Annotated in this window: 13 protein-coding genes and 1 tRNA gene; 2 read left to right on the forward strand and 12 right to left on the reverse strand. The window is 57.3% G+C overall.

Annotated elements, in window-relative coordinates; translation table 11 throughout:
• Nucleotides 1-138 precede the first annotated feature (138 nt).
• Nucleotides 139-555 carry a hypothetical protein gene (locus tag VEB01_RS19065; protein WP_324878230.1) on the reverse strand — a complete coding sequence of 139 codons (417 nt, stop codon included), beginning with the start codon at nt 553-555 and terminating at the stop codon, nt 139-141.
• 342 nt (nt 556-897) lie between these two features.
• Between VEB01_RS19065 and VEB01_RS19070 the strand changes: the two genes are divergently transcribed.
• Together VEB01_RS19070 and VEB01_RS19075 are read left to right on the forward strand one after the other, a co-directional pair.
• Nucleotides 898-1,257: a DUF4124 domain-containing protein gene (locus VEB01_RS19070; protein WP_324878232.1), complete on the forward strand. Its 360-nt coding sequence runs from the start codon at nt 898-900 to the stop codon at nt 1,255-1,257.
• Nucleotides 1,258-1,426: 169 nt separating this feature from the next.
• Nucleotides 1,427-2,230: a transposase gene (locus VEB01_RS19075; protein ID WP_324878234.1), complete on the forward strand. Its 804-nt coding sequence runs from the start codon at nt 1,427-1,429 to the stop codon at nt 2,228-2,230.
• A gap of 124 nt (nt 2,231-2,354) precedes the next feature.
• Here VEB01_RS19075 and VEB01_RS19080 read toward each other — a convergent pair whose 3' ends face one another.
• The 11 genes from VEB01_RS19080 to VEB01_RS23190 form a co-directional block, all read right to left on the reverse strand.
• Nucleotides 2,355-4,082 carry a hypothetical protein gene (locus VEB01_RS19080; protein WP_324878236.1) on the reverse strand — a complete coding sequence of 576 codons (1,728 nt, stop codon included), beginning with the start codon at nt 4,080-4,082 and terminating at the stop codon, nt 2,355-2,357.
• Nucleotides 4,079-4,225 (reverse strand): hypothetical protein, encoded by a 147-nt coding sequence (locus VEB01_RS19085; RefSeq protein WP_324878237.1) that lies wholly within the window; start codon nt 4,223-4,225, stop codon nt 4,079-4,081. Before VEB01_RS19085 ends, VEB01_RS19080 begins: the two co-directional genes overlap by 4 nt.
• Before the next feature lie 189 nt (nt 4,226-4,414).
• Nucleotides 4,415-4,870, reverse strand: a complete 456-nt coding sequence (locus VEB01_RS19090) for a hypothetical protein (RefSeq protein WP_324878239.1) — start codon at nt 4,868-4,870, stop codon at nt 4,415-4,417.
• A gap of 36 nt (nt 4,871-4,906) precedes the next feature.
• A complete protein-coding gene (locus tag VEB01_RS19095; protein ID WP_324878241.1) occupies nt 4,907-5,227 on the reverse strand; it encodes a hypothetical protein in 321 nt (106 codons plus the stop codon).
• A gap of 432 nt (nt 5,228-5,659) precedes the next feature.
• Complete coding sequence (locus VEB01_RS19100) at nt 5,660-8,146, reverse strand: DUF5906 domain-containing protein (protein ID WP_324878243.1); 2,487 nt, start codon at nt 8,144-8,146, stop codon at nt 5,660-5,662.
• A 136-nt stretch (nt 8,147-8,282) separates the two neighbouring features.
• Nucleotides 8,283-8,702: a helix-turn-helix transcriptional regulator gene (locus tag VEB01_RS19105; RefSeq protein WP_324878245.1), complete on the reverse strand. Its 420-nt coding sequence runs from the start codon at nt 8,700-8,702 to the stop codon at nt 8,283-8,285.
• A gap of 6 nt (nt 8,703-8,708) precedes the next feature.
• Nucleotides 8,709-9,908 carry a tyrosine-type recombinase/integrase gene (locus VEB01_RS19110; RefSeq protein WP_324878247.1) on the reverse strand — a complete coding sequence of 400 codons (1,200 nt, stop codon included), beginning with the start codon at nt 9,906-9,908 and terminating at the stop codon, nt 8,709-8,711.
• 228 nt (nt 9,909-10,136) lie between these two features.
• Nucleotides 10,137-10,212 (reverse strand) — tRNA-Ala (locus VEB01_RS19115).
• 274 nt (nt 10,213-10,486) lie between these two features.
• The gene (locus tag VEB01_RS19120; protein ID WP_324878249.1) at nt 10,487-13,564 is read right to left on the reverse strand and encodes a transglycosylase domain-containing protein; all 3,078 of its coding nucleotides are present in this window, start codon (nt 13,562-13,564) and stop codon (nt 10,487-10,489) included.
• A 261-nt stretch (nt 13,565-13,825) separates the two neighbouring features.
• A complete protein-coding gene (locus VEB01_RS19125) occupies nt 13,826-14,515 on the reverse strand; it encodes an ABC transporter ATP-binding protein (RefSeq protein ID WP_324878251.1) in 690 nt (229 codons plus the stop codon).
• A complete protein-coding gene (locus VEB01_RS23190; RefSeq protein WP_414675524.1) occupies nt 14,512-14,916 on the reverse strand; it encodes an ABC transporter permease in 405 nt (134 codons plus the stop codon). The genes VEB01_RS19125 and VEB01_RS23190 overlap by 4 nt, the downstream gene beginning before the upstream one ends.
• Nucleotides 14,917-14,948: the final 32 nt, after the last annotated feature.

Here is a 14,948-nt window from a genome sequence, read left to right on the forward strand (position 1 = left end):
TCCCTGGACTCTTCAACCGAATGACCTTATCTTCACTCATGGCGTATTCGCTCCTCTCAACAGGAATGGATGACCTCGAAGACCATCCAGAATACGCCGCCTACCTCAGCCCCTCATCCACAACTTTCGAGCATAACTCTACATTCCGACTTCATCGGTTTTTCCCTTGATTGCTATGCTTCTGGACGTTGATGGATCAATTGCGACAAGGGAGGACTCACCTTTTCTGTTAACGGCAACAAAGATTCCTGAGTTACCTTCCTCGTTTACAACTTGGAATATAGACTCTCCGTTATCTTTTAAACCAAGAATTGCACGCTTTCTACCTCCCTTATCCAGCAGCGCGAAATCTACCCCACCGTCTGTGTTCGTTGATAGAACTGCACGACTGTTTCCAGAGATATCGATGAGTTCCAGCTTCTGACCTTTTAAGGTATTAGGGTGCCTGTTTTGCCAGTTGCTTATAGCGATCGCTGTAATAGAACCGATCAGCGCCGCAAGCACTGCCACGAAAATGAGCGTAGCTACTCCAAAGTGATGCTGTTTTGGTGTCATCGGTTCTTTTGTACGATTAAAGCGATTATCTAGAGCTGACTATAGATCCCAATGTGCTTGGGACTTTGTTTTAAGGCTAGTGTAGCTTGTGCCAGATTGTCTGCATTGATTAAGCCGTAACGTGTCACACGAATGAGGCAGTTGAGTGGAAAACACACCTCAATTCAGTACAGGCTGATCGTTGTGTAATCCAAAGCTTACATGCTTGTAAAACTAGGCTGATTGACTGCTGTAACTTGCCCGCGACAACATTTGCAACTATTGGCAAATAGACTTTAGTATCCTAGCTTTCTCGAAGCAATCCTTACTACTCATTCCTAGTAGGTAATAATAAGAATAGGCATGAAAATTTTTTCGTTGATCAAGCTAATTGCCGCTGTTGCCTTTTCGGCAGCTCCTGCCGTTTTACAAGCCGACACCGTCTACCGATGGGTGGACGTGGAAGGTAAAGTTCACTACACCGATCGCCCGATCGCAAATTCCCAACCCGTCGAAATCAAGCGGCAGGCCCCGAAAACGCAAGAGGACGTGCAGCGCGAATATTCAAAATACCAAGCCGACATTGGGATGCAGAGGACCTTGTCTGAGCTGGAACATGACAGGGTAGAGTGCGAGCGGTACAAGCGGATGGAGAGTATGTTGAGCACCGATGCGTGGGTGATCAGCGAGGCTAGGGCGGGACGGCAGCGATACTGCCATTAGCCGAAGGTTAGTCTTAAATGCGAATTAAGAGCTAGCTGAGCAGGCGCCAGCCCAGTGGTGTCTCCTAAGGAGTATTCCGCAACACTCCACCGAGAGACGACCATGGACTGGCAATCCCAACTCATCACGTTGTACCTGACTGTGTGACCTTTACCGCCAAGAGCTCTGGGTGCATGTGCAACGCTTTGCACCCCATGCCGATCTCCGCTTTACGGACGAAGAGGTCATCACGCTTTACGTCTTTGGCATTATCGATCACAAGCACAAGATCAAGACGCTCTATGATCATGCCGACCGCTATTGGCGGGATTGGTTTCCTCGTCTGCCGAGCTATGCCGCTTACGTGCAGCGTCTGAATCGACTGGCGGAGGTGTTTCCCGCGCTCTTGGACAAACTCAGTCCGGCTGGCGCCCCTGCGGTCTCTACCGGCGTCGCCGATTCTTTCCCGGTGGTGCTGGCCCAGCAGAGTCGGCGGTTCACCGCCAAGGTCGCCCTCGAAGTGGCGAATAGCGGGTATTGTCCGACCAAGCATCTCTATTACCACGGTGTAAAAGTCCATGCGATCGGCGATTACCGGTCGGGAACCTTGCCGTTGCCCCGGTATCTCGGGGTGACCCCGGCGAGCCTGAACGACGGCCCGGTTCTCGAACAGGTCGCACCGGCGCTCGCCTACCGGAACCTCTTTGCCGACAAAGCCTATGCCTATCTCTCGCGTCAGGCCTCGCTCCCGTTTACCGTCTACACGCCTGTCCGAAAAACCCCGGGGCAGGCGCACTTCGACGCCGCGGACCGGCTGTTCTCGACGGCCGTGTCACGGATTCGCCAACCGATCGAAGCGTTGTTCCACTGGATTCAAGAGAAAACCGGGATCGAAGTTGCCAGCAAGGTCCGCTCCTACCGAGGGCTCCTCGTTCACGTCTTTGGCCGACTCGCCGCCATGTTCCTATTGAAAGGGTGGCCAGACAGCGCTTAATTCGCATTTAAGTCGCACGAGCCTTGCTGACGCGGTAGATCAGCCCACACCGCTCAATCAATCGAACCGCGAGAACAGAACAACAGCGACACCGACAAGCGCACTGTCGCCGTAGCTCGAGCGGTTAAACCGCCCAAATCGGCTCAGGATACGGCCAGTGAACGGTTTCAGTGTAAGGATTGAAGGCACCATAAGCGGCAGGAGCCGACGAGTAAGCCAAGAACTCTTGATAAATAGTGTTTGGGGTCGCGTGGTTGACCTGGCTGTTATAGCTCAGGGCGGATTTCAGATAGTAGACGTCCGAGTACAAGATGTTATCCACCGAGCCGTCTTCTTCCCGATAGGCCTTGGCCAGGTGGGCTGCCACCTTGTTTCCGTAGAGGGCTAACTGGAATTTGACCGCGGCGATGTCATCGACTTGAGCGGTCGAGGCATCTAACAGAGTGGCCAGAATTCTGTCGGGTAGCTGATACCGATCCCAGTCAATCCGCCCGGGAGGTCCGCTAACGCTACCGATGTAGAACCCGACAGAGGTTGTACCGGGTAAGTAGGTCTCTCCGGTCTGCGTTTCTTCATGCCAGACGAAGTCGGCAGGAGCGACTCCAGCGGCGGAATAGGAAGTGTTGAACTGCTCTGCAGAGACGGTGTTCGTCCAAGTGATGTTGTAGCCGTTCCAGGTGCTGTTGCTGCTCCCAGTGTAGGTCACCGTTTTCTGCTGGGAGCCTACCGAGATCGTCACCGTAGCGCTGGTAGACGTGTTTCCGGTAAAGCCGGTAACGCTGCTGCCCGAAACAGCGTAGTCTGTAGAGCCCGTGATTACTTGAGAGAGGCTCAGTTTGGTCTCGACCAAAGTGTTCGACTTGTCGTAAACCATCCTTAGGACGCGATCGGATATGATGACCGTATCGTCGGCGGTCGGTCGTCCGTACACGGGGTACCCGCTGCTGTCTGTTGTCACCAACTCTAGCGGAGCGATAGAGTGCGTATAGGTGCCAAGCGTCTGCTCCCGCGTCTTCAAGACCGTACAGGACGCCGTGATCTTCGGGGACCCGTTGGGATTGTGTTCCAGGGCGAGTTCGACAAACCCTAAAGGCCAAAAGACGATGGCGTTGTACTTGTAGCCATCCCAGTCCGACCAGCGACCAAGGGACGGGACGGCAGCGCTCCGGGCCTGGGTGTCGTAGAGCCCCAGGATCGCCTTGTCCCCGGAGGAGGTCGTATCCAGCACTAGGGCTGATGTCGCCTTGAACGTCCTCGTGGCCGGGTCGTCGTTTTGCAAATCGATGATCCCGGAGTAAAACAAGGTCGGCGTGGCTTGCCCCAGATCACTGAGCGACACGGGAGTAGTGAATACCTCCGGCGCCGTCCCGAATTCGCCGAACCGGGTGGCCGAGATCGAACCACCCAGTTGGTTTCCGTTCGTGATCGTGATCCCGCTGACATCAATCAGCCAGCGGCTACCGTCCGTCCCGAAGAACAGGAAGCGCTTGTCGGGGGAGCCTAAAGACTTTCCGTAAAAGTGGCCGCCATAGATGATGGAGTCATTGCGCCATTCGTAACCGTGGTCTTGGTCCCAGGCCAGTTGCTCTGGGGTTCGAACGACGGGCGCGATTCCGGGCTTTTTGATGTAGAAGGAGGTGAAACTGCTCGGGGTGGCCAGAGGAAGATAATACCGGGAATAGTCGGGGGACCAGAAGACTTGCTTCCCATCGGGCAGGTAGAGGTTGCCCAACTTATTGATGATCTGAGCCGTCTCGGGGAGCAAGAGCTTGCCGCCCACCAAGAGGCCGTGGTGGGGGTTGCCCCAGATACCCAGCGCATTCTCTTGGATAATGTGGTCGAGCTGGATCACGGCGTTTCCTCTGACTGGATTTGTGCGGAAGTATCGTCTTTGACGAAATCGTCGAGCGAAAACAGGCTATCTGATGTGCAGTCAGAGTATGAGGGGCCGAATGAAAATAGGCCGTCATATGAGAAAAATTCTTCGCTTTCCATCGATGTTCTCCTTAATCGAATTGCTGGGACAGCGTCAGTGATTGAGATCGCTGACACTGTCCATGGTGAGTGGTTGCCGGATCGGGGCGTTACCAAGGCGGGCGACGGCGCTGTACTCTTAGCCGGCCTGCCCCTCGGACCGCAGCGGTGGACGAGGGGAGGTAGATGACGCTGGTTATCGACATTTCATTAAACGCCATAAACGAGAACGCCGTCGATCTCTCTGTAAGCCGGGATGTGCAAAAGTGGCGCGAGTGCTCCGGGGTTCTGTACCCACTCTCTCAGCGGCTGGGCTTCGAGAAAGGTAGAGCACCTAAGAAACTCCCCAAGGCTCGTGGCGCATAGGACATCGCCCCTCCAGTAGCCTAACGGCAGGGCTCGTTTTACCCTGGCCGCGCTAATGAAGTCCCGGCCTATAAGCTCGTGCCGTCTGACAATGCCTTCGCGCCCCCTTGTCGTAAAGACATACCGATCGGTGTTCCCGTCTCCAGTCGGAAAAACTTCTCGATCCAGAATCACAAACGGTGCCACGACCCTCCTGGGGCGTAGTTCGACGGGGGTTTTATCGATTGCCAAAAGCCATCCCCAATATATGCCTTCCGGCGTTGGAATCAGGATGCGATAGCGAAGGGTTTCTTCATTCATTGCGGACCTCCTTGTCCAGCGGTTGAAAAAATTAGCTCATTGCTCGGTCGGCGGTTCGACCGGCAGATCGATAACGGTGGCGCTGTCAGGTTGAGGTTTGGTGCTCACCGCTTTGTCGGCCAAGGCCAGAACGAACAGCGCTGCCCGTAGCCGCTCCGACGGGCGGTGTTTGTGGGACAGAGCCGATTCGACGACGTCGAGCGCCTGACGCACCAGATTGGGCAGCCTTTGGGCCAGCTCTCGTTCAGCCTCCTGCCGCAGACGGGAGAGTTCTTCTTGAGCCGCGGGGCTTCTAATAAACCGGCTCAAGCTCCCCGGATGCCAGCCCACTTCCTTCGCGATCGCGGTCTTGTTCATTGTGCCCTCGGCCACTCTAAACAAAATTCTGCGGTGGATATCGTTGATTTTTTTCACTATTTTGAACCTCCATGTTCGGGGATAGGTGCAACCCGTTAATTTACAAGGGATAGATTCCTAACCTGTGCCGCCTGTGCCATTTTTGCCCCTACCTGTGCCACTTATATTATTGATTTACAATATATATTTGAAGGTGGAACAAGTGGAACAAGTGGAACAAGTGGAACAAGTGGAACAGGTAGAACAGGTAGTAGAGTTAGAAATAAAATTAACGGTGAGTGCATGAAAAAATTTTCTATAGGGAAATTTACCCCCGTGCTCCATCTGTTCCACCTGTGCCATCCCCCTGAACCCCTTTGGCGTTAAGGGGTTCAGCGGCACAGGTGCCTTGTGCCAGCGCCTGTGCCGGCACAAGGTATAGGCACAAGCCGATCACTCCAGCGTGTCCCATGGGATCTCTGCCCCGATGTGTGCGGCAAAATCCGCCCGGCATAGATCCAGCGGCGGCAGCTTGTACAAGCGCTTGCGTCCACCATCAATGCGCGGCTGGATAACACCTAGAGTTGACATCATGGCCTTTAACGCCCGCCCCAAGGTTTCTGTGCTGGCTGGGTGCCGAATGCCGTGTTGTTTGCACCAGTTGTGATAAACTTCTTGCACGGCGGTTTTCTGCACAGTCGCAGGCCAGATTTCCATCTCTTCTGCCGAAGTGCCCTCCGTCTCGCCTCCTGGGATGGTGCCCTGGACCAACGTATCGAACCACCACCTTATCGGCGAATCTGCCGACCGTACTTTCAGGTCCCAAGCGCTGGCGCCGTCCGGTAGCTTCCTAATGTTGAAGTCGGTCAGGTCAACCTCCATCAGCTCGTGGAGTAGGGCGGCCACTCCCCCCGCGGCCATCTGCTTGTACAGCTGATCGAAAAATTGATGGTTGTTACGGTATGTGTCCTTCGCATCAAGGATCAGGTATCGTCTGTCATCCAACCCCACCGGGGCGCACCATTGCTCATTCGACGAAAGAAATAGCCGCGCGAAGTTGCTGATTTCCACCGGCTCCCGCCCCTTCCGTTCGATCATTTGCCGGCCGTCAGTAATCAAGGATTTCAACTTGCCTTCGGCCGCCCGGTCTCCGCCCCAGACGGCCTCCACCAAGTGGATGACGACTTTGCCGGCAAGCGCTGAATTAAACCGTCCGAGAAGCCGACCCATGTCCGAGAGCGTTGTGAAATGGGGTCCAAACAGCCGCCCGTAATGGTCCACATAGCTGTTTTTGCCAATGCCCTGGCCACCTCGAAGTACCACCGCTACCCCTGGCAGTTCCCAGGGTTTTTGCACCCCGTGGGCCAAATACTTCCTCGAGTAGTCGAAAAAGGTGTCATTTCCAGCGCAAATCGATTCGAACGTCAGCTCCCAGAAGAAGCCGCAGTCCCCGGATTTCGGCTTAACAGCAAACCCGCGCCACAGGTTGAGGTTTTCCGGGTTGCCTCGCTCGCCTGGTGTAAATTCAAGATCCAAGTACTCTCGGCGTTTCCGGTTTCTGAACCAAAGCTGACCTCTGTTGCACGGTTTACGGCCGCCTCTGACGTCCGTCATCCAGTACGGCTTATTTTCGAACCAGTCGAAAAACTCCTGTTTTTTAAGGATTTTCAGATCAGGCGCTGACAGGTCTATGACGCCGTTGAGGTCACGGACGAAAGCAAATTGCCTGTTGATCTCGTCCACCACCGCGCCGATATCCAGCTCCGTCAGTGCCTCCGCAACCGCAGCCCGTGGTATCCACATCAATTCCCTGGCGGCCTCGGCGAGCTGCCGTTTTGCCTCCTCGGGATCGAGGTGCCACAGGTCGTTGAAGTCAAAGTTGTCATGCTCTTGGCCGTCCGGGTGCTTGGGCGAGACGACCAGGGCGGGAATAGCGTCGTCGGCGTTGGCCACCGTCGATTCCATGGTGACTTGGGCGGCTTGCTGTGCCTTTTTCAGCGGATCCGTTTCACCCGCTACCACGCCGTCTGCTACGATCAGCACCCGCTCAGGGGTAAACCCGCATTCCCCATGTGCCACCAGATAGGCCACCCGCGGCAACTGACCGCAGTCGAACGCTACGACTGCCCGAACACCTAGCAGGTGTGCCACCGTGCACGCCGTCGCCCAGCCCTCACAAACGGCAACAACCGACTCGATCAGCAAATTTTCCGGCTCGACAACGATGAAGCTCCATTTCTTGCTTGCACCCGTGGTGGGTCTCTTGTCGCCGTCCGCTGAAATGTGTTGACAACTGTAGGGTTCTAGGCCAAAACGGTAAGCAGCGTTATACGTTCCGATCTTCAAACGGCTCTCGACCTCCGGGTACCAGATCGCGCCGTACGGCGGGATCGTTTCCCCTGTCGCCGGGTGTCGCAGCTTCCTGAGAACGTAGGGGTGTTCTGCCGCTCGGTTAGCCGGTGGCTCAGTCTTGAAAAGGTAAGCCAGCACTCTTTCGAAATCCCGATCTTGCTTAACCCGGTCCTCAATCTCCGTAGCGTGGAGTTCGTCGCGGATCGCGCGCCACAAGGGGCCATCCCCGCGCACGGACTCCACTTCGCCAAGAAGCACAGCTTGGTCCTCAGGAGACGCTTTCACAAACCGGCAGAACCACTTTAGATCAATAGGTTTTGCGGTTTTCCAGACTCCCCGGATCTCGGCCGGCGTTGTCTCGTTTTTAGCGCGTCCCGCAGCCTGGGCGCGGTGCATCATGATTGCCCGTAGCACATCCTCGGAGTCGAGCTTATGGACGAGCGCCAGCTTTTTGCCAGATGAGCAAATCCGGAGCAGGTTTAGGTGTTTGCAAGCTGGATCAGTGCCGCCTAGCAGACGCTTGAAGACTTCGAGCGGGGTTTCTTGGATTTGGTCGTCGGCCGCGGCCGGAATAGTGGTAGTTTTCATTGAGATATACCCCAAATAGGTTTGGGGCGCCGAAAGGCTTTGTGATAGCGGCTAGAGGCCCTATAATCTTGTACGTCAGATTGATCTTTTTAGGGTCTAGCGCGGCTCACAAGTCCTTTTGTGCGCCGCGTTTTTGTTAGGCCGCTTTCCTGGCTGAATCCCGCTCTGCCATCCGCTCGGCAAGAAAGTCGTCGATTTCTGCTTTGATCCAACCAGATGCCCGTGCACCCTCAGCCAATTTAACTGGTCGTGGAAACTTGCCGACCGCAGCCCATCGATAAAGGGTGCTCAAGGGGATGTCGACGTACGCGGATGTCGGTTTCGGACGAAGGATTTGTCGCTGTGACATGATGCTGGGGTCTCCTTGAGGAGGTTTGCCCAGCCGGAAGAAGGGATTTACGCGCAGCCGGGCCAAAAGTTGATGAAAAATGGCATTTTCATTGGCATCGGCATTTGCAGTGTCATTGCCCCTAATGGGGAGTTGGTGCAGGATAATCTGCTCCAATGGTGAAACAATATAGTAGGCAGCGCGGCGACTGTCAACTTTCTGAGACAATCTGCATTACCCAACCCGCTTGATCGGCACCACGTCCGCCCCACGTTTCAGCCCATCCAGGTAATCCGCCCACGCTTGCATCATCTTCCGGCGTTCAACCAAGTGCGCCGTCCGGTTGTAAGCTCTACCGTTCGGATCGCGCACGGCATGAGCAAGCTGGTGCTCGATGAAGTCGGGGCGGAAGCCCAAGACTTCATCAAGTACTGTCCTCGCCATCGCCCGGAAGCCGTGGACGCTCATTTCGTCTTTGCCAAATCCCATGCGCCGCAGCGCCGCGAGTAACGCCATATCTGATATGGGAGCATCGCCATTAGGTGTCCGAGCGGACGGAAACACGAACCGTCCATGTCCAGTAAGAGGGTGGAGTTCACGCAATATCTCAACGGCTTGAGTCGCCAGTGGGACAATATGCGGCGTTTTGGTCTTGGTAACGGTGTAACTCCATTCTGCCGCGTCCAGGTCGATATGCGCCCACTCCGCCGCACGAAGCTCTCCGGGACGAACGAATACCAGCGGAGCCAACCGCAAGGCGCACTTCACCGGAAATGTGCCTTCGAATGCGTCGATCGCTCGCAACAATTCGCCTACCTTCCTCGGATCGGTAACGGCCGCGAAATGTCCGAGCTTTGCGGGCGGAAGTGCGCCTTTCAGGTCGGCGGAAATGTCGCGATCAGCCCGCCCGGTCGCAATGGCGTAACGAAAAATCTGCCCGCAGTTCTGTAAAACTCTATGCGCTGTTTCCAGCGCTCGCCCTTCAATTCGGCGCAATACAGCTAGCAGTTCCGGCGCGGTAATTTCTCGGATCAGCCGTTTTCCGAGCCACGGAAAGATATCTCGTTCCAATCGCCGGATGATTTTATCCGAGTGGCTTTCTGCCCAATTGGGCGCGAACTTTATGAACCACTCGCGGGCGATAGCCTCGAAGGTTTCGGACTCAGCGGTCTTGATTGCTTTCTTCTCTACTCCAGGATCAACACCTTGGGCAATCCGTCTGCGGGCCTCATCGCGCTTGCCGCGGGCTTCTTTGAGACTGACATCCGGGTACGCACCAAATGCCAGCGTCTTACGTTTCCTCTCGAAACGGTAATCGAAACGCCAATACTTTCCCGCCGGCTTAACCAGCAGGTACAGCCCTTTTTCATCGGCCAGCTTGTAAGGCTTGTCTTTGGCTTTGGCGTTGCGAACGGCGGTATCCGATAGCGGCATGGTTTTCCCCTAGATCAGTTTTGAGCAGGTTCCAGCCCGCGCCACGTCGAGCCTCTGAGCATTATGACGGTACTCGATCCGGTGAGTAGGGCGGGTTCCGCCAAAAGTACCGACAAGAAAGACGGTATGTCAAGGAATGCTGTAAGACAGTATGAGACATCAAAAAACCCGCCATGCCTTGCGTCATGCGGGTTTTGATTCTTTTTGAGATGTCTTGAATTATAAGCTTGGTGGACCGGAGGAGGATCGAACTCCCGACCTCTGCATTGCGAACGCAGCGCTCTCCCAGCTGAGCTACCGGCCCAAGGGCGACGAAAGGATCAAGTATGATTCTTGGAATACGATACGCTTCGACACCATTCCTCTCAACCCCCGACTTATCCTGTCATTATTACATGGATGTCCTTCATTTATCATGACGCCCAGAGGGGCAATGAGTTCAAGTGAGACGAATAAGAACTAAGTTTCCGATTAGGGCTATCACGAACAGTGTGACCGGGCAATGCGCTGCAGGGTATCCACCCCGCAGGCCCGTCCGATCTTCTTCTTTATAAATCGTAATGCCCCCCACGATAGTCTTAGCGTTGTGTAATCTGCGCCGGCCCATTGCCTTTCGCGGTGGCCGCGGTGACGGTGTGCGGACCAAGCTCCGGTTGGCCGGAGTAGGCTCGCGCGATCAGCGGCGTCAGCGTCGGCTCGAGGGATTTGAGCACCTGCACCGGTAGGGCGCTCGTGAAGCGATAGCGTGCTGCTGCTGGTCCAGTCACGTAAGCGGTCACCGTCCCGAAGTGACGATCACCCAGCATGAAGGCAAAGGTCGCAGTGCGACTAATGACCTGGGTTGCGATCAGCCGCCCGCCGGGTCCGAAAATCTCGCGCTGATGATCTCCCGTCCCGGTCTTGCCGGCCATGACGAGAGGCGTACCGGTAGGGTCCTTGTACACGCCCTTGACCCGTGCCGCGGTGCCGCGCTCGACGACGTCGATCAGGGCACTGCGCGCGGCTGCCGCCACCTCCGGCGACAACACCCGTCTGCCTTGTGCCTGCGTCAGCTGCATGAGCGTCTCGTAAGGCGTATCCGCTGCGAAGTGCAGGGCGTCGAAGCGCATCATCGGGAGGCGCGTGCCATCGTTCAACAGGATGCCCATCAATTCGGCGAGTGCGGCCGGACGGTCTCCCGAGGCGCCGATGGCGCTGGCATAGGAAGGCGTCAGACCCCCGAAGGGGTAACCGAGCCGTTTCCACGCCCGGTGGATTTGGGCAAAAGCCTCGTATTCGAGCAGGGTTCGAATGCGCTTGTCTTGCGCCTGGCGGCGGCTGGTTTTGAATAGCCAGCGATACACCTGTTGACGCTCCTGTGCGCTAGCACCGATGACCTCGCCGAGGGTGGCGTTCGGGTGCTCGACCAGATAGCTCACCAACCAAAGCTCAAGGGGGTGGATACGCGCGATATACCCGCGATCCTGCAGGTCGAAGCGCTCCTTGGAGTATTTTTCATAAAGGTCCGTGATGTCTTCGGCGGAGAGGCCCTGGCCTACATGGTGTGCCTGTAAATAGTCCCGAAGAGCGGCGGCGTCATGATGCGGATAGACCGAGCGGTATACGGTGGCTAGGCGTTTGGGAACGGGATGCACACTCCCGGTAAGGAGGTCCAGGGCTTCCTGCTGGGTTTTGTTCCGGTACTTGGCATAAAAGCGGCGCAGATACGCTTTCCCTTCCTGGTCCGCGAAGTGCTCCAGATATTGCCGGCGCTTCCCGCTGTCCTCCGCATCCATCCAGCGTGCCACGCCCTCGGGCTTATACAGGTGATGGTAGACGACGTCGCGCATGAGCCGGATGAAGACCAAGTTCACCGATTCCTGCAGAGCCTCGCGCAGGGACATCGTCCGGCCATTATCTTCCTTCTTGAAATTGACAAAGGTGTGGAGCCCGCCACCCGTGAAAAAGGCCTCCCCGGGGCTGGCCGAGTAGCGGCGCTCCAGGGCCGCCTCCAGTACTGCTGACAGCCCGATCTTGCGGTTCGCAAGGAGCTGATCGATTACCCACCGCGACAGGTGATCGCGTGGGTGGATCTCCATCCTGCGCAAGGTCTCACTCGATTGTCCGGCATACTGGTCATAGAGTTCCGCAATGATCTCCAGGTAATGCACCAGGGTGCGCAGCTTGGCGGTCGAGCCGAGGTCCAGCCGGATGCCCTCGTTCACATCGAGCGGCTGCTCATTGTTGTCGGCCTGCACCCGCAGCAGGTTTCCTTGGCTGCTGCGTTCGTAGAGGACGAGGCTGTAGATGATCTCGCCAAAGTCATTGTCGGTGCTGAGGAGCCGGAAACCCAAAACGCCCGCGGCACGCGCCTGCTCGGGATCGCGCAGCCTGTGCAAAGCCTCGGCTACCGCCTGCTGGATGCCCCGGTCGATGGTCGACCGCGCGGTCAGGTCTAACCGGTCAAGGTCGTAAATCCGGCTCACACCTAACGCAGTGGCAAGCCGGGCGCGCAATACGCTTTCGGTCTTGCGATCGATGAAGGGGGCCGTGGACGTGAGGCTGGGCGGCACGCTCATACCGCCTGGCACTCGCAGCGCAGCATCGCGTAGTGCCGCTGGGATGACCCCGTGCGCGGCCAGCACGCGCAGGTGGCTGTCGGCCAGCGTCTCCAGGGCGGCACGCCCTCCCAGGAGATAGTACGCAGGGCGACGTTGCGCCAGCAGGAGGCACAGCACCTGGCGATAGGCCAGCGCCTGTTCCGCGGTGACTCCCTCGCCGGTGTAAATGTTCGCGGCGCTGAGCAAGTGGTTCACCGCAGCAAAATCCGATCCGAACCAGGCCAACAAACCGTCGCCGAGTCCATGTACCTCGCCGGATTCCGGTGCGGCGGCGAGCGGCATGGAATTCAGGTAGGCCTGAGCGATGGCACGCCGCGCCTTCCTGGTGTCGGGGCCCCAGAGGTAAGCGCGCAGGGAGGCGCTGCTCATCTGCCGCAGCTTTTCCTCGGGGGAGTCCGTGCGGCCACCGGGGGAATGGCGGTATTTCTCCATCTGAGTGGCGAGGGTACTGCCGCCGGCAACGTTGATGTTGGCCCCGAGCTTACGCGCGATTAGCTCCATGGCCGCCCGTGCGAAGCGGTCCCACTCGACCGCAGGATTGAGGTGCGGGTAACGGTCATCGAGCAACTCCCGATTCTCGATGAAGAGTAACGTTTTGATCACCAAAGGCGGGATGGCGTCGAAGTCAGGATAGATCCGTGTGGGATAGGCCTTATCAAACAGGACTTCGTCATCGCGATCGAGCATCTTGAGACCGGCCTGGGTCTTCTCGAAATAGGTGGCGTAAAAGCCCCTGTCCACCGCACGCAGCAACTCCGGCGAGAACCGTGCCTGCGCGGTTATGGAGAAGCCGAGGTTCCGGAGACGCTGCTGAAAGCTCGGAAGGGCAGTGTACCCGAGCCGCTCATCGTATGGCCCGGCGCTCGGATAGCGGATGGCGGGGCTACCTCCCGGCTCCACCCGGAAGCGCAGCTGCTCGTCAATCGAGGAGAAATAGCGCGCTTGGAAATCCGATGTCTTGATTTCCTTGACGGTATAAATGGCACTTAGCGCCAGCATTGCCGCGGCCGTGCTCCAAACCGTGATCCTGAACAGTACGCCGCCGAGTTCGCTCATATAAGCAAAAGGCCCTCCCGCCTCCCCGAAGAATTAACCGCAATAATAGACCCAAACAGAGCATCGCGAATTTCGGACGCGCCCCACGATTGCTAGATAAATTTCCATTCGACGCCAATGGGGTCCGAGGTAGAGTCTATGGAAGTGCTGCGTTTTGTTTCCTGTGGTCATGTTAGCCGCCTCCCGGTCAGCCTGCAGCCTTGCGGCTATTTGCAATCTGCCGGTTCAGTCAATCATTCACCTCCGCTTTCTCAACCGAATCTACGCCGGCTGCCAGTCGGCGTTGATTTTACCGTCAACAAGGCCGATGCGCCGGTCGGCGGCCGCGGCGAACGAGGCGTCGTGCGTCACGGCGACCACCGTCTTGCCCATCTGGTGAGCCAGGTCGTGCAGAATCTGCCGCACCGTGCCGCCCGATACCGAGTCGAGATTGCCGGTCGGCTCATCGGCCAGAACGATCAGGGGGTCGTTGGCCAGCGCGCGAGCGATGGCGACGCGTTGGCGCTGGCCCCCCGAAAGTTGGTGCGGATATTTTGCGCTTTGATCGGCGACGCCCAGCCGAGCCAGCAACTCCATGCCGCGCGAACGGGCGGCTGCCTCGCCGAGCTTGCCGAGCCGCCGCATCGGCAGCGTAACGTTGTCGAGCACCGAGAACTCGGCGAGCAGGAAATGGAACTGAAATACGAATCCCAGTTTCTCCAGCCGGCGGTTCGCCAACTCGTCCTCGCCGTACGCCGAAGTATCCTCGCCGTCGAGCCACACCCGTCCCGACGTCGGGACATCGAGCAGACCGAGCAGATAGAGCAGCGAGGACTTGCCGGAACCGGAAGGCCCCATGATGCAGACGAACTCGCCCTGCTCGATCTCGAGGTTGATGTCGTCCACCAGAGTCACCGGCACTTCCCCGGCCAGCGTGCGCACCAGGTGTTCGGCGCGCAGGACCGCCGTCATGCGGCGCCCCGCAGAATCTCCACCGGATGCACGCGGCCCGCGCGGCGCGCCGGGAGATAGGCGGCGAGAATGCACGAGACGAGTGCAAAGGCGGTGGCGAGGGCGAATTGTTCCGGCCCCCACCAAATCGGCATCTGCACTTTTTCCGTGACTCCCGGCGGCCTGAACTCGATCGTCGAGAGTACCTTCATGAGTCCGGCTCCCAAGGCCAGGCCGAATACGCTGCCCACGACGCCGATGATGATCCCTTCGAGCAGGAAGATGAGCCGCACGTCGCGGGCGTGAAAGCCCATGGACTTCAAGATCGCGATATCGCGGGTTTTTTCCAGCACGATGGTCGACAGGGTGTTGTATATGCCGAAGGACGCCACGATGAGGATCGCCGACACCACGCTGTACATGATGATGTTGCGTACGATCAGCACGCTCAAGA

Origin of the sequence: Methylocaldum sp. (genome assembly GCF_035627495.1) — a bacterium.
Taxonomy (GTDB): domain Bacteria; phylum Pseudomonadota; class Gammaproteobacteria; order Methylococcales; family Methylococcaceae; genus Methylocaldum.

Bases quoted from the DNA above. Each gene is read 5' to 3' on its own strand.
- VEB01_RS19100 (WP_324878243.1), bottom strand. From the start codon at position 8,146: ATGAAAACTACCACTATTCCGGCCGCGGCCGACGACCAAATCCAAGAA.
- VEB01_RS19120 (WP_324878249.1), bottom strand. From the start codon at position 13,564: ATGAGCGAACTCGGCGGCGTACTGTTCAGGATCACGGTTTGGAGCACG.
- VEB01_RS19070 (WP_324878232.1), top strand. From the start codon at position 898: ATGAAAATTTTTTCGTTGATCAAGCTAATTGCCGCTGTTGCCTTTTCG.
- VEB01_RS19065 (WP_324878230.1), bottom strand. From the start codon at position 555: ATGACACCAAAACAGCATCACTTTGGAGTAGCTACGCTCATTTTCGTG.
- VEB01_RS19090 (WP_324878239.1), bottom strand. From the start codon at position 4,870: ATGAATGAAGAAACCCTTCGCTATCGCATCCTGATTCCAACGCCGGAA.
- VEB01_RS23190 (WP_414675524.1), bottom strand. From the start codon at position 14,916: ATGTACAGCGTGGTGTCGGCGATCCTCATCGTGGCGTCCTTCGGCATA.
- VEB01_RS19095 (WP_324878241.1), bottom strand. From the start codon at position 5,227: ATGAACAAGACCGCGATCGCGAAGGAAGTGGGCTGGCATCCGGGGAGC.
- VEB01_RS19125 (WP_324878251.1), bottom strand. From the start codon at position 14,515: ATGACGGCGGTCCTGCGCGCCGAACACCTGGTGCGCACGCTGGCCGGG.
- VEB01_RS19110 (WP_324878247.1), bottom strand. From the start codon at position 9,908: ATGCCGCTATCGGATACCGCCGTTCGCAACGCCAAAGCCAAAGACAAG.
- VEB01_RS19085 (WP_324878237.1), bottom strand. From the start codon at position 4,225: ATGGAAAGCGAAGAATTTTTCTCATATGACGGCCTATTTTCATTCGGC.